The sequence below is a fragment of the Neptuniibacter sp. QD48_11 genome (assembly GCF_047778095.1).
GTDB lineage: Bacteria > Pseudomonadota > Gammaproteobacteria > Pseudomonadales > Balneatricaceae > Neptuniibacter.
The window spans coordinates 2,551,512-2,568,558 of sequence record NZ_CP180551.1 but is presented as its reverse complement, the minus strand read 5'-3'; the positions used below and the strand labels follow the sequence as shown (position 1 = coordinate 2,568,558).

The window sequence follows — 17,047 nt, the reverse complement described above, 5'->3', positions numbered from 1 at the left end:
TCTGCTTAATATTTATTTTTATAGTAGGAAATAGGATCTAAACCGAAAATATGCATATACCCATATGGGGTTTGCAAAAGTAGAGTCAAAGTCGTGGTAAAGAATTCAGAAATAGGATTTTTTCAATATAAGTTGGGCCGAAAGCTTGTCCTACGGGTGGTACTGTTTAGCTCCTTAGTGACATTAATTCTCACGGCTATTCAGTTTGGCTTTGAATTTCGTCAACTGACTCGTAAGTTGGATCAAGTACCGCAATTTATTGAAACAACCATGTCTCCAGCGATTGCAGAATCAATCTGGAAAGATGATAGGGCACAGCTGCATAAGCTGCTTCAGGGGATCAATCAGTTAGAATTTGTAGATGCCAATAAACTGCATTTGGCTGATGGTGAGCGTTTGGAGTATGTTGCCAATGAATCTATAAATTCCAGAAGCTACCCCATAAATATCCAGCGTGAAGAGAAACAACTTGGGACTATAGAGTTAGTCGTTAGTATCGACGCAATCTTCAGTCATATGCTTGGTCAGCTCTATATCATTCTTATCAAAAATGGTTTTAAAACAGCATTTGTTGTTTTCTTTATGTTTATCCTTTTTCGCAGTCTTGTCGGTCAACACCTTTTGAGGATGATCAACTTTATGAAGCAGCAGCAAGAGGGGACTGATCAACCTGTTTTGAATCTAGATCGAACTCAGAATGAACAAGAGGATGAGCTAGATGAACTCGCCGATGCATTTAACCAGTTGATCCAGCGTATAGAAGAGGAAAATAGAGCTAGGCTTCATGAGATTAATCAAAGACAGGAAGCTGAAAGCCAAATTGTGCATTTAGAGCGAGTGGGCACTATGGGCCAGCTGGCTACTGGGTTAGCTCATGAACTGAATCAACCTCTAGCTGGCATTATGGGATACTCTGATATCGCCTTGCGCTTAAGTAAGCAGGGTAAGGCTGATCCAAAATTACTTGAATGTCTTACTAAAATTGGCGATGAAGCAGAACGATCCGCCAAAATTATTCAGCGTACACGGTCTTTTATCCGTCGAGAGCCAGCCAAAGAAGACATCATTAATTTCACCGACGTTATCCAAGAGAGTATGGATATTATGTCCCATCGAGCGTTGCAAGCTGGTGTTGAAGTGGAATTTAATCAGACAGAAACGGCTTGGATTCAAATGAGCCGAACGCAGATGCAACAAGTGTTGGTCAACCTGATTAACAATGCTGTAGAGGTGTTAGAGAATCAAGCGGATGCCAGAATTGAGTTGACCCTGTATAAGGAAGATGGGCATATCTGCTTATCCGTACTAGATAATGGCCCGGGTTTTGATACAGAAATACAAGCGCACTTGTTTGAACCCTTTAGAACCACCAAGGAAAGTGGTTTGGGATTAGGGCTAGTTATTTGTAGAAACTTAATTGAAGCGGCTAAAGGTAAGTTGACAGCCGGGAACCATTCGCTAAAAGGAGCGGAGTTTATTATCCGTTTACCCGTTGTTGAAGAAAAGGAAGTTGAGTAGAGCGCTATGACAGAAAATCAGAAAGGTACAGTGTTTGTAGTCGACGATGATGCCACGCTTAGGGATATGATTCGCATGATGGCTGAATCCGATGGTTACGAGGTGCGTGACTTTATCGATGCGACTAGTTTTCTCGATGCTTTTGATGCTGAGCAGCCTGGATGTTTGGTTTTAGATATCCGAATGCCGGGTATGAGCGGACTTGCTTTGCAAGATGCATTGATCAAACGAAAGGCTCTGATCCCAATTATCTTTATCACTGGTCATGGTGATGTTGAAATGGCGGTAGAGTGTATTCAAAAAGGCGCTTTGGATTTTCTTGAAAAGCCTTTCCGAGAAGCGAAGTTACTAGAGAAAATCGAGCAAGCGATTCTAAGTGATCAGCAATCTAGAGAAGAGCTAGCTGAGAAATCTTTAGTACAGCAGCGCTTAGATTCACTGACGGCAAGAGAAAAAGAGATAATGCACCTTGTCGCTCAGGGCTGCGCTAATAAAGTGATTGCTATCGATCTTGGGATTGCTCAAGGTACAGTTGAGATTCATCGCTCTAGAGTAATGCATAAATTGGGCGTAAGAAGTGTGGCCCAGTTAATGCGCTTGTTACTCGTCGCAGGACTGCTAGAAGATCGTTAATCATTGGTTTTTCTAGGTAACGATTTACAAATCTTAAGTAGGTTTATTTGATAAGTGGATTTTCTGATGCACATTAATAAAAGGCTTTTGCTTTTACCTTTATGTCTTTTGGCTCTAGCTGGTTGCGGTGTACAGCAATCTAAGCCTTCTTCTGAAGGAATGTATAAACCGCATCCATGGGTAGATACAGCTAAAATTTGGCGACACCCACAGGTGACGGAAGAGCAACTTGCTGGCTACTACCAGATAGAGGTTGTGGGTGTTGAGGTGGATCGAAGAGGCGAATTTGTGGGTGTGACAGCAGATGACATATCTAAGGTTCAAAATTTCTTTCCTAAACTTATAAACCAAAAATTGAATTACATTCAAACCTCAAACTCTTCTGGAAAGTCGGTACTCAACGTTGGAGAAAAATTGAATGTGAAGGTGACTTTACTGGATGCTCAGCGTCTTGAACCTGGAATGACTGCCAGAGATTTTATCCCTATTCGTTTGATCTATAAGGCAGGAAAGGAAGCTTATAACGGTATTGCCGGAAACGAAGAGACTATCTTTGTCGCGGGAATCAGGCTGGATTTATATGATGGAGCCTCTGATCAAATGTTGCTCTCAATTGAGGATAGATTAGAAGGTGACGTTGAAACTTGGTCGGGGGATCAGCGTGATTTTCACGATATAGATGCACTTTTACAAATGTGGGCTGATCGATTTCAAGAGAACCTTTTAAAGTTACGAAAGAAAGCCAATATGGTTGAATAACGATCTTAAGAGCATATTAAACTCTATAACGGTCAGCGGTGCTGGCCGTTGTATATACTTTCCGGTATATCCCCACTCCTCTTCAACAATTATCATTTTTCTAACTTAATCATTTACTGAGTTGGAGAAAGATCATGAACATCAAAAGTTATCTTGTAATTGCTCTAACAGCTACTGTGTTTACCGCAGCGTTACCTGTGATAGATGCAAATGTTGATGGGGTAAATTTAGGCGGATCTGCTCAGGCTGATTGGGATGATAATGACGAAGCACGCCAAGCTGCCAGAAGAACAGCACGAAGAATGGATCGTCGAGATGATGCTCGAGATGCGCAACAAGTTAATGTACTGCCAGGTGGTTGTTATACACAAATTATTTCGGGTATTGCTTACCAAAACTGTAATGGTGTTATCTATCAGCAAGTCCCGGGGCAGGTCAGTTACGTTGTGGTTCAACCGGCTGGGATCTTAAATGCTCTACCAGCGGGGTGTATATCTAAAACATTGGGTAACTCGATGTTTTTCGAATGCGGAGCCCAAGTCTACAAAGCTGTTGTGATGAATGGATCGACTGTTTATCAATTACAGTAATATTTATAAAAGGATTTCGTTTATAACTAGCTATTCAAGATCAATTTTTTTGTTCAAAATAGACTGCCTTAGCTGCTGGTTTTCATTCATTTAGACGTTGTTTTCAACATGGAATTGAGAAGAGTTAAGCTTGTTAATAGGTCTGCCTAAATTGATATGCTTTGCGTGCGTATACTTTAAATTTTTTTGGGGTTTAATAGAAATTTAAGAGGATTCAGTTTGTAGTTTTAAGTCATAAATAAACGCTAAAACGTTATGACTAGCTGTTTGCTATGGATCTGTCTTCTTTCTGAGTAGTAAACAAGGTTCTCTTAACTATAATGCCATTCTTTTGTTCTATCGATCGCTGCAGTCTGATTCTCGATTGATTAAGTGCTCCAATTCGCCATTGGCTTGTAGTTCATTTAATCCTTCATTGATATCCTTTAAGAGTTGCTCCCAGTTTGTATTTTGACGACTAACCGCAAAATGGAGTGGGTTATAGCTGACAGCAGGCACAATCTCTTCCATGACCTCATTTGCCTGTTGTTTGATATGAAAGGGTAGATTCGATGTGGCTACCGAGTAGCGAAATACTTTTGGGTCTCCAAGAATGAGATCTACACGCTTCGCCAAGAGAAGCTTTACCAGCTGTAGATCATTGTTAGCTTCAAATACTTCAAATAGTCCTTCGTCCATCATTGCATCAAATTCAGGGGAGTTTTGATAACCTCTGACCACGCCTATTTTCGTTCCGCTTAAGTGCTGAAGATCACCAAAAAATAGTTTTGGCTCCCCGCGTCGCTTCATTAATGAGATATTTCCACCAGGGAAAGGGTTGGATAGCACGACTAGACTTTTTCTAAAGGTGTTTTTGAAGTGATCTGAGGGGGCTGAATCTTCAATGAAATATTCAGGATAGAGAATATCAGCCCAACCGCTTTCCACGGTCATCACTGCGCGAGACCAAGGTAAAAATTTGATGGTGACTTTATAACCGCGGCTAGTGAGTACTGAAATCGCTAGGTCGAACGCCCAGCCTTTGCTGCAGGACTCGTCACTGATATAGGGTGGCCAGTTCGTCGTGGAGATAACAACGGATTTATCAGCGAGTGGGTTAAAAACATAGCCGCCTCCTTCAGCTACTTTTTGACCTTTAAACTGCATCTGTTGTCCGTCAATCATGTACTTTACAACAGGCAGGCCAGCAGCGAAGAGAGGATTAGATAAAAACAGGGCTATTAATAGAAGCGCACAGCGAACGATCATTTAACCATCTATTTTTTAAGGGGTTCCTTAAAAAGATAGTTAGCTTGATCTAGATACACAAGAAACGCTAACTCGAGGTTAGCGTTTCTTTTTAGCACTGCCTTGGCGGGCTTTAAAGCGCGGGTTAGATTTACAGATCACGTAAAGCTTGCCGCGACGCTTTACCACCTGACAATCAGGATGACGGTTTTTAGCTGTTTTTAAAGAGCTTAATACTTGCATGGGGGCTCCTTATTAACTCAGCGAGCATGTTTGCCGAAACGTTTATTGAACTGTGCAATACGGCCTTCAGATTTCGCCTGACGTTTCTCACCGGTATAAACAGGGTGCGATGCACTAGAGATATCTAGTGTGACAAGCGGGTAAGTATTGCCATCCTCCCAAACAACAGTTTGAGATGATTTAACAGTTGAGCGGATACGAAAATCTTGTCCACAGCTAGTGTCGCGGAAGATAACGTAGTCATAATCAGGGTGAATACCTTTTTTCATTTTTGTCTATCTCTTAAGTGTTATGACATAACATAATATATTATTGAGAATCATTTTCAATCTCATTTTCTTTAATTTATTACTGCGTCTGTCTTGAAGAGAAATAAATCTAATGTATAGTGATAGTAATTATCATTTAGATTTGGTTGTTTTTATGTCGCTAACAGCTCAGTTTGATTCGCCAATTAACGACTATCTGCAACATGTCCAGAAGCAGATACGTTTTGCAAAAGAACCGGACAATCCAAGTTTGATCAGTCATTACTTGGATATAGATACATGCCGGCAGAAGAGTATGGAATCGCTGAAGCAGCACTATGAACGTCAGTTCCGTCTATTGTTAGATACGGTAGCGGATGAACTCATACCTAGTCATTGGCGTTGTTGCTGCCTAGATAACATCAATAAGCCTCTTGGCCAATTGGCGCGGCTGTTTGCAAATAATCAAGATGGGCAGGCTTACCTATGCAAGCTTAAGTATGAGCTGAACATGACCTGCCATTACGTACTCTCAGGTCTAAGCCGTTAACCACAGTCAGGAAAAATAAGGATAAATAAGATGAGTAAGACACGTATAGCTAAAGACAGTATGGGTGAGCTAGAAGTACCTGTTGATGCTTTGTATGCAGCCCAAACGCAGCGTGCGGTGAATAACTTTCCTGTGAGTGGTCAGCCGATGCCAGAGGCATTTATTCGCGCTTTGTTACAAGCGAAAGCTGCGGCAGCGAAAGCCAATGTCACGCTGGATCAAATTCCAGAGAAGATGGGTAGTGCGATTGCTCAAGCGGTTGAGCAATTGCTAAATGAAGATGACCTGATGCGTCACTTCCCGGTAGATGTGTTCCAGACAGGTTCTGGTACAAGCTCCAATATGAATGCTAACGAAGTATTGGCTGCAATTGCCTCAGATATTTATGGCGACAATGTAAGTGCAAACGATCACATCAACTGTGGTCAAAGTAGTAACGACATTATCCCTTCCAGTATTCATATCAGTGCCGCAGTTGAACTATCAGAGCAGCTGTTGCCGGCGTTGGAATATCTACAGAAAGCGATTGAAGATAAAGCTGCAGCCGTTGATGGTTTTGTGAAGACGGGGCGTACTCACCTGATGGATGCGATGCCGGTTCGGATGAGTCAGCCACTTAATGGTTGGGCGACTCAAATTAAGCAAAATATTCATCATCTAAAACAGATTCAGCCAACTTTGCAGAGTCTTGCACAGGGCGGCACTGCTGTAGGTACCGGTATTAATGCCCATCCTGAGTTTGCTAAAAACTTTAATGCTGAGCTAAGCCAACTTACCGGTGTGGAATTTACGCCAGCAGATGATTTCTTTGCGCATATCGCTTCACAAGATGTCGCGGTTGCACTGTCTGGTCAATTGAAAGCGACGGCTGTTTCCGTGATGAAAATCGCTAATGACCTACGTTGGATGAACTCTGGTCCTCTAGCTGGTTTAGGGGAGATCGAATTGGAAGCGCTTCAGCCTGGCTCTTCCATCATGCCGGGTAAAGTGAATCCCGTTATTCCAGAAGCAGCAGCGATGGTGTCAGCTCAGGTAATTGGTAACGATGCTGCTATTACCGTAGCGGGTCAGTCTGGCAACTTCGAGTTGAATGTTATGTTACCTCTAGTGGCGAGTAATTTGCTGAGCAGCATCAAGCTGCTAAGCAACGTAAGTCGTCTACTAGCGGATAAAGCAATTGCCAGCTTCAAGGTGAATGAAGAACAGCTAAACAATGCGCTGTCTCGCAACCCAATCTTGGTGACAGCCCTAAACCCTATTATTGGCTATATGAAAGCAGCTGAGATTGCGAAGCAGGCTTATAACGAGGGACGACCTGTTGTCGAAGTCGCGGCAGAAAACACAGATCTATCGGTTGAAGAGTTACAGAAATTACTCGATCCAGCCAAGTTAACCCAAGGCGGTTTATAGATAACAGTTAAGTAGATCGAAAATAAAAAAGTAGTAGCTGGAGTAGAGTTTTCTGGCGAATTTTGGGGATCATTTGATCCCCTTTTTTATGGCGTATTAGTAAGCCGCCGTAACAGATAGCTCTACTAGAATTTCTGGGCGGGCCATTCGCGCTTCAACACATGCACGTGCTGGTTTTTCTACGTCAGCAACCCATGCATCCCATACAGCGTTCATTGCTGCGAAGTCTTTCATGTCTCGGATATAAACGGTTACAGAAAGGATTTGATTACGGCTGCTGCCAGCTTTAGCAAGTAGGTCATCAACCTTATCTAGGCAGCGTTGTGTTTGTTCTGCAATATCCCATTGTGCTTCGCCAGCAGTTTGACCGCATAGGTAAACGGTACCGTTGTGCTTAACAATACGGCTCATGCGATCAGTAGATTCAATACGTTCAATACTCATTGTGTTCTCAAATATATTTCTTATGTACGCGGCGGGTAATGCCGGTAAATAGGGTGTAAGGGATAGTATCGCTGCACTTGGCTATATCAGTCGCAGGAAGGTTTTCTCCCCACAGTTCCACATGGCTGCCGACATTAGCCGTCGGGATATCTGTCAGATCTACTGCCAGCATATCCATCGAAACGCGACCAACGATTTGCGTTTTATGTCCATCGACTAAAACTGGTGTGCCACTTTTAGCATGACGTGGATAACCATCGGCATAACCGATCGCAACTGTGCCGATCTTACTTGGGCGGCTGCATCTCCAGGTTTGGCTGTAGCCAACGGGTTCGCCCACCTCAAGCTCACGCACTGCGATCACTTCAGAGCTTAGGGTCATCGCTGGTTGCAGTTGATCGGCCAGTGGTTGTGACTCAGCAAATGGCGTTGCGCCGTACAGCATAATGCCGGGACGCTGCCAATCTCTGCGGGCATCTTCATGTGCGAGCGTGCCTGCAGAGTTTGCTAAGCTAACCGCTGCATCGAGAGTTGCGGCTACTGCATCAAAGCGTTGGATCTGTTCATTGGTGGCTGAAAGCTCAGGTTCGTCAGCAGATGAGAAGTGGCTCATCAGAACTACCTCTTTGACCTGATCTAGCTGAGACAGTTTTTCAAACGCAGCAGCGTAATCTTCTGGCTTCACACCTAAGCGGTGCATGCCACTATCCATTTTTAGCCAAGCGTTAATAGGTTTATCTATGTCAGCTTTAGCCAGAATATCGATCTGTTCCACGCTATGAATAGCGCACCATAGCTCTTTATCAGAGATATAGTTCAGTTCATCGGCTGAGAAGAAGCCTTCTAATAGAAGGATTGGTTTGTTGATGCCCGCTTCGCGAAGCTCTATTGCTTCTTCAATACATGCAACACCAAAACCATCGGCTTCATCTTCTAGGGCCTGTGCAACTTTAACTGCGCCGTGACCGTAGGCATCAGCCTTGATAATGGCTAATGCTCCTTGATCTGGGGCTGCGGATTTAGCTAAGCGATAGTTATGTCGAATAGCATCTAAGTTAATGGTTGCTGTGGCTGCTCTAGCCATACTCACTCCGGACTGTTGGTTCAGATAGTTTCGTTTGGTTGGTTTTATACAACCATAACAGCTTCAATTTCTATGTCAGCGTCTTTTGGTAACGCTTTTACTGCATAAGCTGCGCGAGCAGGATAAGGGGCTTCAAAGTATTTCGCCATGATTTCATTAACTTGCGCGAAATATTCTAGGTCGGAAAGCAAAACAGTGATCTTTACGAAGTCGTTTAAGTTACCGCCAGCAGCCTCTGCAACAGCTTTAAGGTTTTCGAAAACTTGAACCGCTTGGCTTTCAAATGACTCAGTTACCATCTCCATTGTTGCTGGGTTCAACGGGATCTGGCCAGAGATATAAACAGTGTTACCCGCTTTAACTGCTTGTGAATAAGTGCCAATCGCAGCAGGTGCTTTGTCTGTGCAAACTGTAACTTTCTGCATGATTTTATTCCTGTAATAAAAAAGGAGATACCGGACAGTGGGAGCAGCCGGTTCTCCGAAAATAGTTGTTATAGGGTGATAAGTATTTAGGCGTAGCGCGCTAGCGATAGGCCTTCTTTGTCAATATCTGGAGCGGTGTTGCTGATGATGTCAGACACGTATTTGCCCGAGCCTAGCGACATGGTCCAGCCTAGTGTGCCGTGACCCGTATTAAGGAATAGGTTCTCAAATTGAGTCTCACCTAAAATTGGTGTGCCGTCCGGTGTCATTGGGCGTAAGCCTGTCCAGAATTCAGCATTCTCTGTGCAGCCGCCGCCCGGGAATAGATCGTTAACCACAAATTCCACATTGGCTTTACGCTTCTCTTCCAGCTCTTTGTTGTAGGACGCGATCTCGGCAGTACCGCCAACACGGATACGATCATCAAAACGGGTCACCGCAACTTTGTAAGTTTCATCCATCACTGTGGATGTTGGTGCTTTGCTTTCGTCAATGATCGGCAAGGTTAGTGAGTAACCTTTTATTGGGTATACAGGCACTTTTAGACCGATCTTAGACAGCACAGGGGTAGAGTAGCTGCCTAGTGCAACAAGATAAGAATCGGCTGTCATGGTGCCGCGCGAAGTGGAAACGCTTACAACCTGATCGCCTTCAGTGTTTATATTCAGAATGTCGGTTTTCATAATGAATTCGACACCCATCTTTTTACACTCATCAGCCAAGGCGTTGGTGAACTTGAAGCAATCGCCTGTTTCATCACCTGGTAAGCGAAGGCCACCTACGATTTTTTCCTTAACATTCGCGAGGGCAGGTTCATATTCGATACAGCCATCGCGATCTAAGCTTTGGAAATCTACGCCGCTCTCTTCTAGAACAGAGATATCTTTCTGGGCATCTTGCATCTGTTTATCTGTTCTAAACACTTGCAAGGTACCTTTAGTGCGCTGGTCGTAGTCTATATTTAATTCATTGCGCAGATCGATAAAGCAATCACGGCTGTATTCAGCTAGGCGAACCATGCGGGCTTTATTAGTGTGGTAAGCGCTTTCTGTGCAGTTGGATAACATTTTGGTCATCCACGCGAGTGTTTGGGTATCAACATCGCGTCCGCTGATCATAAATGGAGCTAAATCTTGCATTAGCCACTTAACAGCTTTTAGGGGAATACCGGGTCCGGCCCAAGGAGCAGAGTAGCCAGGAGAGATCTGGCCAGCGTTGGCGTAGCTTGTTTCTAACGCGACATCGACCTGTCGATCGATTATAGTTACCTTATGGCCAGCCTTGGCTAAATACCAAGCGCTCGTTACGCCAACCACTCCTGCACCTAAAACCAGTACCTGCATAATGTGACCTCATTTTCGTATTTTTTATGTTAATGAGAAAACACTAGTTTATTTGGTTTTTGCCAGTGTAAGGCGCTAAAGTTTGGCTATAATACAGAATAATAACCTGCATATTTTACTTTCATAGTGGATATCAATGCATGACAAATAGTAAGAAGCGTACGCTAGATCGCTTAGATGTAAGCATTTTGCGTACTTTGCAAAACGATGGGCGAATTAGTTACGTTGATCTTGCAGAGAAAGTCGGCTTAAGTTCGACGCCCTGCATAGAGCGTGTGAAGCGATTGGAAAAAGAAGGGTATATAGAAGGATACTATGCCCGCTTAAACCCACAGTTGCTTGAATACAATATGTTGGTATTTGTAGAGATATCTCTCTCTTATCAAACACCAGATGCATTCCAGACGTTTAATAAGGCGGTTGAACAGCTGCCTTATATATTGGAGTGCCACCTAGTTTCGGGTGATGCAGACTACCTTCTAAAGGCGCGTATTAATGACATGTCTGAATACCGTGCTTTATTGGGTGATATGCTTTTGACTCTTCCAGGAGTTAAGAACTCTAAGAGTTATATCGTGATGGAAGAGGTAAGAGAAACACTGGAGCTGCCAATTAAGTTTAATGTTAATCGTTAACTTAAGTTTTTCGTAACCTCTTAAAGAAGGTGCAATATCAGTGATCTGATTTGCACCTTTTTTTATGCCGTTTTCTATGGGTATACGGCCCTGATAGCCCTTCTTGTCTCTTTTTTAGTTTATTCCACTGCAAATATTCAATTAAGCAGTTTTTATCACTGAATATTTTTTTAATTCAAAGCCATTTTCTGGCTTCTTTCTAATATCGTAGTGCGCAGTTCTATTCGTAGCATGGAGGCGGGGGCTGCTGGGCTACTTACCCTTGGCAGGATAAGGTTGTTTGATCTTTGGCCAGGTGTGTATACATCTCCTCTGTATCAAAGAGCCAGGCGAGCACACTAAGCCCCGTCTCGCTGCGAAAAGAATAAGAGCAGGTTGCTGTGTTTAAGAAATCGCTAACGCCTTTGGGAATTAGCGAACTGAAAATTAAAAATAACAGAGCAGTTATTTTCCCTCGTAGAAAAAAACAATATAGAGGAATCATGATGGAAGCATTGACCGGATTTATAAGTGCGGTTAACGGCATCGTTTGGGGTCCAATGATGCTGGTACTAATTTTAGGTGTAGGTTTATTCCTACAGCTAGGTTTGAGACTAATGCCAATTTTAAAATTGGGCACTGGTTTTAAATTAATGTGGAGCGGCCGAAATACGGCTGAGTCCGAAAAAGGCTCCGGTGAAATCTCACCTTTCCAAGCCTTGATGACAGCAATGTCTGCAACGGTAGGTACTGGTAATATTGCCGGTGTTGCTACGGCTGTATTCCTAGGTGGCCCGGGTGCTCTGTTCTGGATGTGGTGTACTGCGCTAGTAGGTATGGCGACTAAGTTCTCTGAGGCTGTATTGGCGGTTAAATACCGTGAGGTTGATGAGAATGGCAACCACGTTGGTGGTCCAATGTACTACATCAAAAATGGCCTAGGTAAAAAATGGGCTTGGATGGGTACGACTTTCGCGGTCTTCGGTACGATTGCAGGCTTCGGTATTGGTAACACTGTACAGTCTAACTCTGTAGCTGATGTTCTAGAAGCAAACTTCCAGATGCCAGCATGGGTGACTGGTGTAATCCTAATGGTACTTACTGCAGCTGTATTGCTGGGTGGTATTAAGCGTATCGGTGCGGTTGCGGGTGCTCTGGTGCCATTGATGGCAATCAGCTACCTTGTTGCAGGTCTAGTTGTTCTAACAATTAACGTTGATGCGATCCCTGCTGCTCTAGATCTTATCTTTACTTATGCATTTACTGAGCACGCTGCTGAAGGTGGTTTCGCAGGTGCTGCTGTTTGGGCTGCGATCCAGTTCGGTGTGGCACGTGGTGTATTCTCTAACGAAGCTGGTCTTGGTTCCGCTCCGATTGCTCACGCTGCATCTCAAACTAAGGATCCAGTTCGTCAGGGTCTAATCGCAATGCTAGGTACATTCCTAGATACAATTATCATCTGTTCTATCACTGGTTTGGTTATCATCACTTCTGGTGTATGGACTGACGGTGTATCAGGCGCAGCACTAACATCTGCCGCTTTCGCTGATGCCCTGCCGGGTGTAGGTAACTACATTGTTGCTATCTCTCTAGCGATCTTTGCTTTCACTACAATTCTAGGTTGGAGTGTTTATGGCGAGCGTTGTGCTGAATACCTATTTGGTGTGAAAGTAATTATGCCTTTCCGCATCCTATGGATCATTGCTGTACCTGTAGGCACGATGATTAGCTTGGATTTCGTATGGCTACTAGCAGATACACTAAACGCGATGATGGCTATTCCAAACTTGATTGCTCTGGCGCTATTGAGCCCAGTTGTATTCAAGTTGACTCGCGAATACTTTGAAGCACAAGTGGCTTCATCGTTAGAAACAAAATAAGTCAGGCTCTTTATTTTGTAACTAAAAAGACCGGGCATTGCCCGGTCTTTTGCTTTATAGCGTTTGGCTTTTGCCCTATGGGCGTATACTGTGTGAGTAGTTCTATGTAGTAAGTGAGGCCAAGATGGAAAAGAAAGACGGTAAAACCATATATAAAATTATAAAAGCCTCTGGATTAGACGATGCCGAACCTCAAGCTGAGGTAGCGCCTGATACCCAAGTGATCGAAATAGATTTAGAAGAGGTGTTCCTGTACGGGAATCTGGACTTTGTCGATATGCCGCAAGAGCTGCGCGATGCTCTGTATTCGCAAATGGTTTCTAGTGGCATGCTGACGGTGCACTAGTTCTTAAGCTTAAAAAAGGGCCGTTATGAGATGGCCCTTATTGTTCAAGCTGCTTCGTTATCCGCCGAAAGGGTAAAGTGTTTCTTCTTCCTCATCGTCTTCATCTTCATCGTTAATCCAACGAAGTGCTTCAAGTAGTTGAGTCATTCTATAGTGGCGCATTTCACCTTGGGTTAGCAGGTCGCCTACCTTAGTCATCCATTCGGTCCATTTAGGATCACCAACGATTGCTATACGGTAAAAATCATTGGCGTGTTCTGAGCCGAATTTTAGATCTTCCCATAATGCACCGGCTTCAAAGCCTGAAAAATCTGGAGCAAAAGTGATCAGCAGGCGAACTTCAGGGTGGGTGTTCTTTACATGCTCAAACAGCGGTAGGAATGTTTCGGTGTAATCGCTTGCTGTCAGAGTATCATTCGCTTGCAGGACGATGATGTCGCCTGTTGTTTCAGGAAGTACATAGAGCATGGAAGATGCCTTATCCAGATCAAAAAAACGGATTATAAAGGCAAATAGGGCTAGAAGGTAACTCCAAGCCCAATTGTGATTATGGTGTCGAAATCATCTTCCTGAAGGTCGTAAGGAAGTTCTAGCAGGGTATGTAGGGTTAAGTTTTTAGAAAGAGGGTGATCGTAGCCGATAATAGGGAGTACCTCTTCGAATTCAAAATCCTTAATCGAATCATCGCTGCTATATAGACGCATTGTTGGGGCTTCTAACTCCAGGTTGAGTTTGCCTTCGCCTAGGTTTCGGCTCCATTTTAGTGTGGGTTCAATCTCGATCTCATAGATATCAAAATCACCATCGAGGTAGTAATCGATCTCCAGTTCAAATCCTGCCTTTAAGCCATTATCAAACGTGGTGTAGTACATGGGAGTGAGCTCGGCGCTATTGGTGTCACTATCTATAGCACGGTCAAATTCATGAACTAGTTTAAAAATGCTGTTTTCATTTAGCTGCCATGTGTATTCAACTTGCCAAGTTAGATTTTGACCATTATCCAGCCCATTCCTTGGAACATATACGTACTCTAGGTAAGTACCAAAATTGCCTTCAGTGAATTGCAGTAAAGGTTTGTAAGCATAGTGGCCACTTTGGGCTTCGGGCTGGTACTCGGTAGAAAAACTGGCGTACCAGTCAGCTTGTGTTTGTAAAGATAAGGAAGTAAGCAAAGCGGCTAGAGCAATGAGAGAGAAGGGTTTATGAGCAAACATATAGTGGAGCCCTCTTTAATGCTTGGCGTTCTTATTTTTAGTTCCGAAAAGAAGGTGCTTAATCCCTAGTGTAGTTGGGATTTAAATATTTACGTTATTCATGACCACTGGAATAGAACTCAATTGCAAATGAGGGGTATGGCGGGTAGAGTTGTGCGCTTATTAGGTCGTACATTTGTACAGGCTGAAATTGATGCCCAAATGAGGTCACGGGTAGCAATTTTGATAGCCCGGGAAGTTGGTGAGCTTATGAGTCAGGATTCAATGGCGATCCCAACACTGCCCCCGCAACGGTAAATTGGTTATATCAGCTTTTATGCCACTGTATCTTGGATATGGGAAGGTAAGTTGATTGAAGGTTAAGTTCTTCGCTGATGAGTCCGGATACCAGCCTAATGAGTGTTTACCGTGGTGTTGCGGAGGGCTTCACCGAGTAATTGTTTGGTTTGTCTAAACATACTTATCCTCCCAACTCCGACAATATTTTATGTTGGAGATTTTTTTGTGCTTAAAAAATTAGCGTTTTCAGTAGCAGCAGGCGCTGCGCTCTATTCTTCTATTGCATCAGCTCACTTCCAAATGGTTTATACGCCAGAATTACTGCGTGAGCGTGGTGGTCAGATCAACCTAAAAATGCCATTTACACACCCTGCGGAAAGTGGCCATGTGATGCAGGTTGAAGCGCCTGAACAGTTCTATGTAATCAAAAAAGGTAAGAAAACAGAGTTGCTAGATTCTGTTAAACCATCTCAGTGGACCAGCGCTGATAATACCGGTACCTCTTTCGAAGCTGATGTGAAGCTACGCGGTCTAGGTGACTACGTATTTGTTCATCAAATGGCACCTTATTTTGAAGAATCTGAAGATATCTATATTCAGCAGATCACGAAGTCCATCGTGAACGTCGGCAGCTTGCCAACAGATTGGAATGAAGATTTTGGTTTGAAGGCCGAGATTGTTCCTTTGACTAAGCCTTACGCGATCTATGAAGGCGGTACGTTTACCGGCGTTGTTAAAAGTGAAGGTAAGCCAGTTCCATTCGCCGAGATTGAAGTGGAATACGTAAACTATGAGCCTGATATGAAAGCTAACGCTTTCGCAAAAGAGGCTAATATGGAAGTTCCAGCTGACGCATTTATCACACAAACAATCTTTGCTGACGCGAACGGTACCTTTACTTTTGGTATCCCTAAAGCGGGCCAGTGGGGTTTCTGTGCCTTGGGTGTTGGCTCTGATAAAGAGCATAAAGGCAAAGAGCTATCCCAAGATGCTGTAATTTGGGTTCAGGCTCACTCAGTTAAATAATTTAGGTATACCAAGATGCACATTGTAGATGGCGCTTTGTCGGGTTCGGTATTAGCAACAGGTGCTGCTTTGACAGTAGCTGGGGTAGGCTTAGGCTTGAAGAAGATGGATTATGATCATCTTCCTCAGGTAGGCGTACTTTCAGCCGCCTTTTTTATCGCTTCTTATATCCACCTGCCTATTGGTTTCTCCAGTGTGCATCTTATCCTGAACGGATTGATCGGCTTAGCGCTTGGCTGGGCCGCTTTCCCTGCGCTATTAGTTGCCCTGTTTCTACAGGCGGTGTTCTTTGGTTTCGGTGGATTCCTCGTCTTAGGGGTGAACGCAGTCAATATCGCGTTACCTGCGGTGTTGGTGTATTACCTCTGCCGGCATGGAATTGGTTCGCAGTCACCTAAAGTGGCAGCCGCTTGGGGCGCTATCGGTGGCGCAGGTTCGATTGTTATAACTACTATCATGGTGGCATTTTCGTTAATGCTTTCGGGCGAGGCTTTCTTGCTCGCAGCTAAAGCGACCTTTGTTGCGCATATTCCGGTCATGATTGTAGAGGGCTTTGTCACTGCGGCAGCTGTGTTGCTGATTCGTAAGGTGAAGCCTGAATTCTTTGGTCTCGATGAGGAACGCGCTTATGGCTAAGTTATTAGCGCCACTTGTATTCCTATTTGCCCTGATTTCTTCAGGTGCGCATGCCCATAATGTTGTCGGTGGTGTTTACGCTATTGGTAACACGATAGAAGGTGAAGTTGGCTTTTCTAATGGTGATATGGCTCAAGAGGGTACAGAAATTATCGTATCTGATGCGGCTGGTAATGAACTCGGTAAGACCGTAACTGACGCTGATGGCTTGTTTGTATTTTCGGCTCAGCAACGAATTGATCACCATTTCTTTGCCAACCTGAGTGCAGGTCATGTGCTTGAAATCTCCCTGCCGGCTGATGAACTGCCAGATAGCTTACCCGGCGGAAATGTCGCAATGAGCGCTTCGGGCAATAGTAGTGAAACTCCAAAGTTTAATGGTGATCAAGCAGCGCTGCAGGCGATGATCGAAAAAGCGGTAGCAAAACAGGTTAAACCATTGCGTCAGGAATTGGCTGCTTATAAAGAGAAAGCGGGTCTTCAAGATGTGATGGGTGGTATTGGTTATATCTTTGGACTTTGCGGCTTAGGTATCTGGTGGCGCCAACGTCAGAAAGAGAAACAGTAGGAAAAGGAAC

At 43.9% G+C, this 17,047-nt stretch carries 21 protein-coding genes and 1 riboswitch; of the genes, 12 read left to right on the top strand and 9 right to left on the bottom strand.

The annotated features are described in order from the left end of the window. Positions 1–177: 177 nt before the first annotated feature. From ACMXYU_RS11925 to ACMXYU_RS11910, 4 genes are all read left to right on the top strand, one after another. Complete coding sequence (locus tag ACMXYU_RS11925) at positions 178–1,518, top strand: ATP-binding protein (RefSeq protein ID WP_415898843.1); 1,341 nt, start codon at positions 178–180, stop codon at positions 1,516–1,518. A 6-nt stretch (positions 1,519–1,524) separates the two neighbouring features. Beyond that, a complete protein-coding gene (locus tag ACMXYU_RS11920; protein ID WP_415898842.1) occupies positions 1,525–2,151 on the top strand; it encodes a response regulator transcription factor in 627 nt (208 codons plus the stop codon). 66 nt (positions 2,152–2,217) lie between these two features. Next, positions 2,218–2,910, top strand: coding sequence for a hypothetical protein (locus tag ACMXYU_RS11915; protein WP_415898841.1), 693 nt, complete (start codon positions 2,218–2,220; stop codon positions 2,908–2,910). A gap of 134 nt (positions 2,911–3,044) precedes the next feature. Next, positions 3,045–3,500, top strand: coding sequence for a DUF6515 family protein (locus tag ACMXYU_RS11910; RefSeq protein ID WP_415898840.1), 456 nt, complete (start codon positions 3,045–3,047; stop codon positions 3,498–3,500). Between the two features lie 336 nt (positions 3,501–3,836). On the opposite strand, the gene ACMXYU_RS11905 is transcribed toward ACMXYU_RS11910, so the two are convergent. The 3 genes from ACMXYU_RS11905 to ACMXYU_RS11895 all read right to left on the bottom strand — a co-directional run bounded on the left by ACMXYU_RS11905 (position 3,837) and on the right by ACMXYU_RS11895 (position 5,239). Beyond that, positions 3,837–4,748 (bottom strand): substrate-binding periplasmic protein, encoded by a 912-nt coding sequence (locus ACMXYU_RS11905; RefSeq protein WP_415898839.1) that lies wholly within the window; start codon positions 4,746–4,748, stop codon positions 3,837–3,839. Positions 4,749–4,826: 78 nt separating this feature from the next. Next, a complete protein-coding gene (gene ykgO, locus ACMXYU_RS11900; RefSeq protein ID WP_415885360.1) occupies positions 4,827–4,970 on the bottom strand; it encodes a type B 50S ribosomal protein L36 in 144 nt (47 codons plus the stop codon). A 17-nt stretch (positions 4,971–4,987) separates the two neighbouring features. Beyond that, positions 4,988–5,239, bottom strand: coding sequence for a type B 50S ribosomal protein L31 (locus ACMXYU_RS11895; RefSeq protein WP_415890608.1), 252 nt, complete (start codon positions 5,237–5,239; stop codon positions 4,988–4,990). Between the two features lie 154 nt (positions 5,240–5,393). Between ACMXYU_RS11895 and ACMXYU_RS11890 the strand changes: the two genes are divergently transcribed. Together ACMXYU_RS11890 and ACMXYU_RS11885 are read left to right on the top strand one after the other, a co-directional pair. Then, the gene (locus ACMXYU_RS11890) at positions 5,394–5,768 is read left to right on the top strand and encodes a hypothetical protein (RefSeq protein ID WP_415898838.1); all 375 of its coding nucleotides are present in this window, start codon (positions 5,394–5,396) and stop codon (positions 5,766–5,768) included. Between the two features lie 30 nt (positions 5,769–5,798). Then, the gene (locus ACMXYU_RS11885) at positions 5,799–7,178 is read left to right on the top strand and encodes a class II fumarate hydratase (protein WP_415898837.1); all 1,380 of its coding nucleotides are present in this window, start codon (positions 5,799–5,801) and stop codon (positions 7,176–7,178) included. 96 nt (positions 7,179–7,274) lie between these two features. Here the strand turns inward: ACMXYU_RS11885 and ACMXYU_RS11880 are convergent, their stop codons facing one another. The 4 genes from ACMXYU_RS11880 to ACMXYU_RS11865 form a co-directional block, all read right to left on the bottom strand. After that, on the bottom strand, positions 7,275–7,622 hold the full coding sequence (locus tag ACMXYU_RS11880) for a RidA family protein (RefSeq protein ID WP_415883852.1): 348 nt from the start codon (positions 7,620–7,622) through the stop codon (positions 7,275–7,277). Between the two features lie 7 nt (positions 7,623–7,629). Beyond that, positions 7,630–8,706, bottom strand: a complete 1,077-nt coding sequence (alr, locus tag ACMXYU_RS11875) for an alanine racemase (RefSeq protein WP_415898836.1) — start codon at positions 8,704–8,706, stop codon at positions 7,630–7,632. 44 nt (positions 8,707–8,750) lie between these two features. After that, the gene (locus ACMXYU_RS11870; protein WP_415898835.1) at positions 8,751–9,131 is read right to left on the bottom strand and encodes a Rid family detoxifying hydrolase; all 381 of its coding nucleotides are present in this window, start codon (positions 9,129–9,131) and stop codon (positions 8,751–8,753) included. 86 nt (positions 9,132–9,217) lie between these two features. Then, on the bottom strand, positions 9,218–10,474 hold the full coding sequence (locus ACMXYU_RS11865; RefSeq protein WP_415883855.1) for a D-amino acid dehydrogenase: 1,257 nt from the start codon (positions 10,472–10,474) through the stop codon (positions 9,218–9,220). A 140-nt stretch (positions 10,475–10,614) separates the two neighbouring features. Between ACMXYU_RS11865 and ACMXYU_RS11860 the strand changes: the two genes are divergently transcribed. From ACMXYU_RS11860 to ACMXYU_RS11850, 3 genes are all read left to right on the top strand, one after another. Further along, positions 10,615–11,109: an Lrp/AsnC ligand binding domain-containing protein gene (locus ACMXYU_RS11860; protein WP_415883856.1), complete on the top strand. Its 495-nt coding sequence runs from the start codon at positions 10,615–10,617 to the stop codon at positions 11,107–11,109. A 485-nt stretch (positions 11,110–11,594) separates the two neighbouring features. Next, positions 11,595–12,968 (top strand): alanine/glycine:cation symporter family protein, encoded by a 1,374-nt coding sequence (locus ACMXYU_RS11855; protein ID WP_415884641.1) that lies wholly within the window; start codon positions 11,595–11,597, stop codon positions 12,966–12,968. Between the two features lie 124 nt (positions 12,969–13,092). Beyond that, positions 13,093–13,314 (top strand): hypothetical protein, encoded by a 222-nt coding sequence (locus ACMXYU_RS11850; RefSeq protein WP_415898834.1) that lies wholly within the window; start codon positions 13,093–13,095, stop codon positions 13,312–13,314. Positions 13,315–13,371: 57 nt separating this feature from the next. Here ACMXYU_RS11850 and ACMXYU_RS11845 read toward each other — a convergent pair whose 3' ends face one another. After that, positions 13,372–13,782: an STAS/SEC14 domain-containing protein gene (locus ACMXYU_RS11845; RefSeq protein ID WP_415898833.1), complete on the bottom strand. Its 411-nt coding sequence runs from the start codon at positions 13,780–13,782 to the stop codon at positions 13,372–13,374. Positions 13,783–13,832: 50 nt separating this feature from the next. Next, on the bottom strand, positions 13,833–14,528 hold the full coding sequence (locus ACMXYU_RS11840) for a hypothetical protein (protein WP_415898832.1): 696 nt from the start codon (positions 14,526–14,528) through the stop codon (positions 13,833–13,835). A gap of 187 nt (positions 14,529–14,715) precedes the next feature. Next, positions 14,716–14,939: riboswitch (cobalamin riboswitch) on the top strand. A 93-nt stretch (positions 14,940–15,032) separates the two neighbouring features. Between ACMXYU_RS11840 and ACMXYU_RS11835 the strand changes: the two genes are divergently transcribed. The 3 genes from ACMXYU_RS11835 to ACMXYU_RS11825 are packed head-to-tail and all read left to right on the top strand — an operon-like array spanning position 15,033 to position 17,037. Continuing rightward, complete coding sequence (locus ACMXYU_RS11835) at positions 15,033–15,833, top strand: DUF4198 domain-containing protein (protein ID WP_415893796.1); 801 nt, start codon at positions 15,033–15,035, stop codon at positions 15,831–15,833. Positions 15,834–15,848: 15 nt separating this feature from the next. Continuing rightward, a complete protein-coding gene (cbiM, locus tag ACMXYU_RS11830) occupies positions 15,849–16,469 on the top strand; it encodes a cobalt transporter CbiM (RefSeq protein WP_415898831.1) in 621 nt (206 codons plus the stop codon). Then, positions 16,462–17,037 (top strand): hypothetical protein, encoded by a 576-nt coding sequence (locus ACMXYU_RS11825; RefSeq protein WP_415898830.1) that lies wholly within the window; start codon positions 16,462–16,464, stop codon positions 17,035–17,037. Before cbiM ends, ACMXYU_RS11825 begins: the two co-directional genes overlap by 8 nt. Positions 17,038–17,047: the final 10 nt, after the last annotated feature.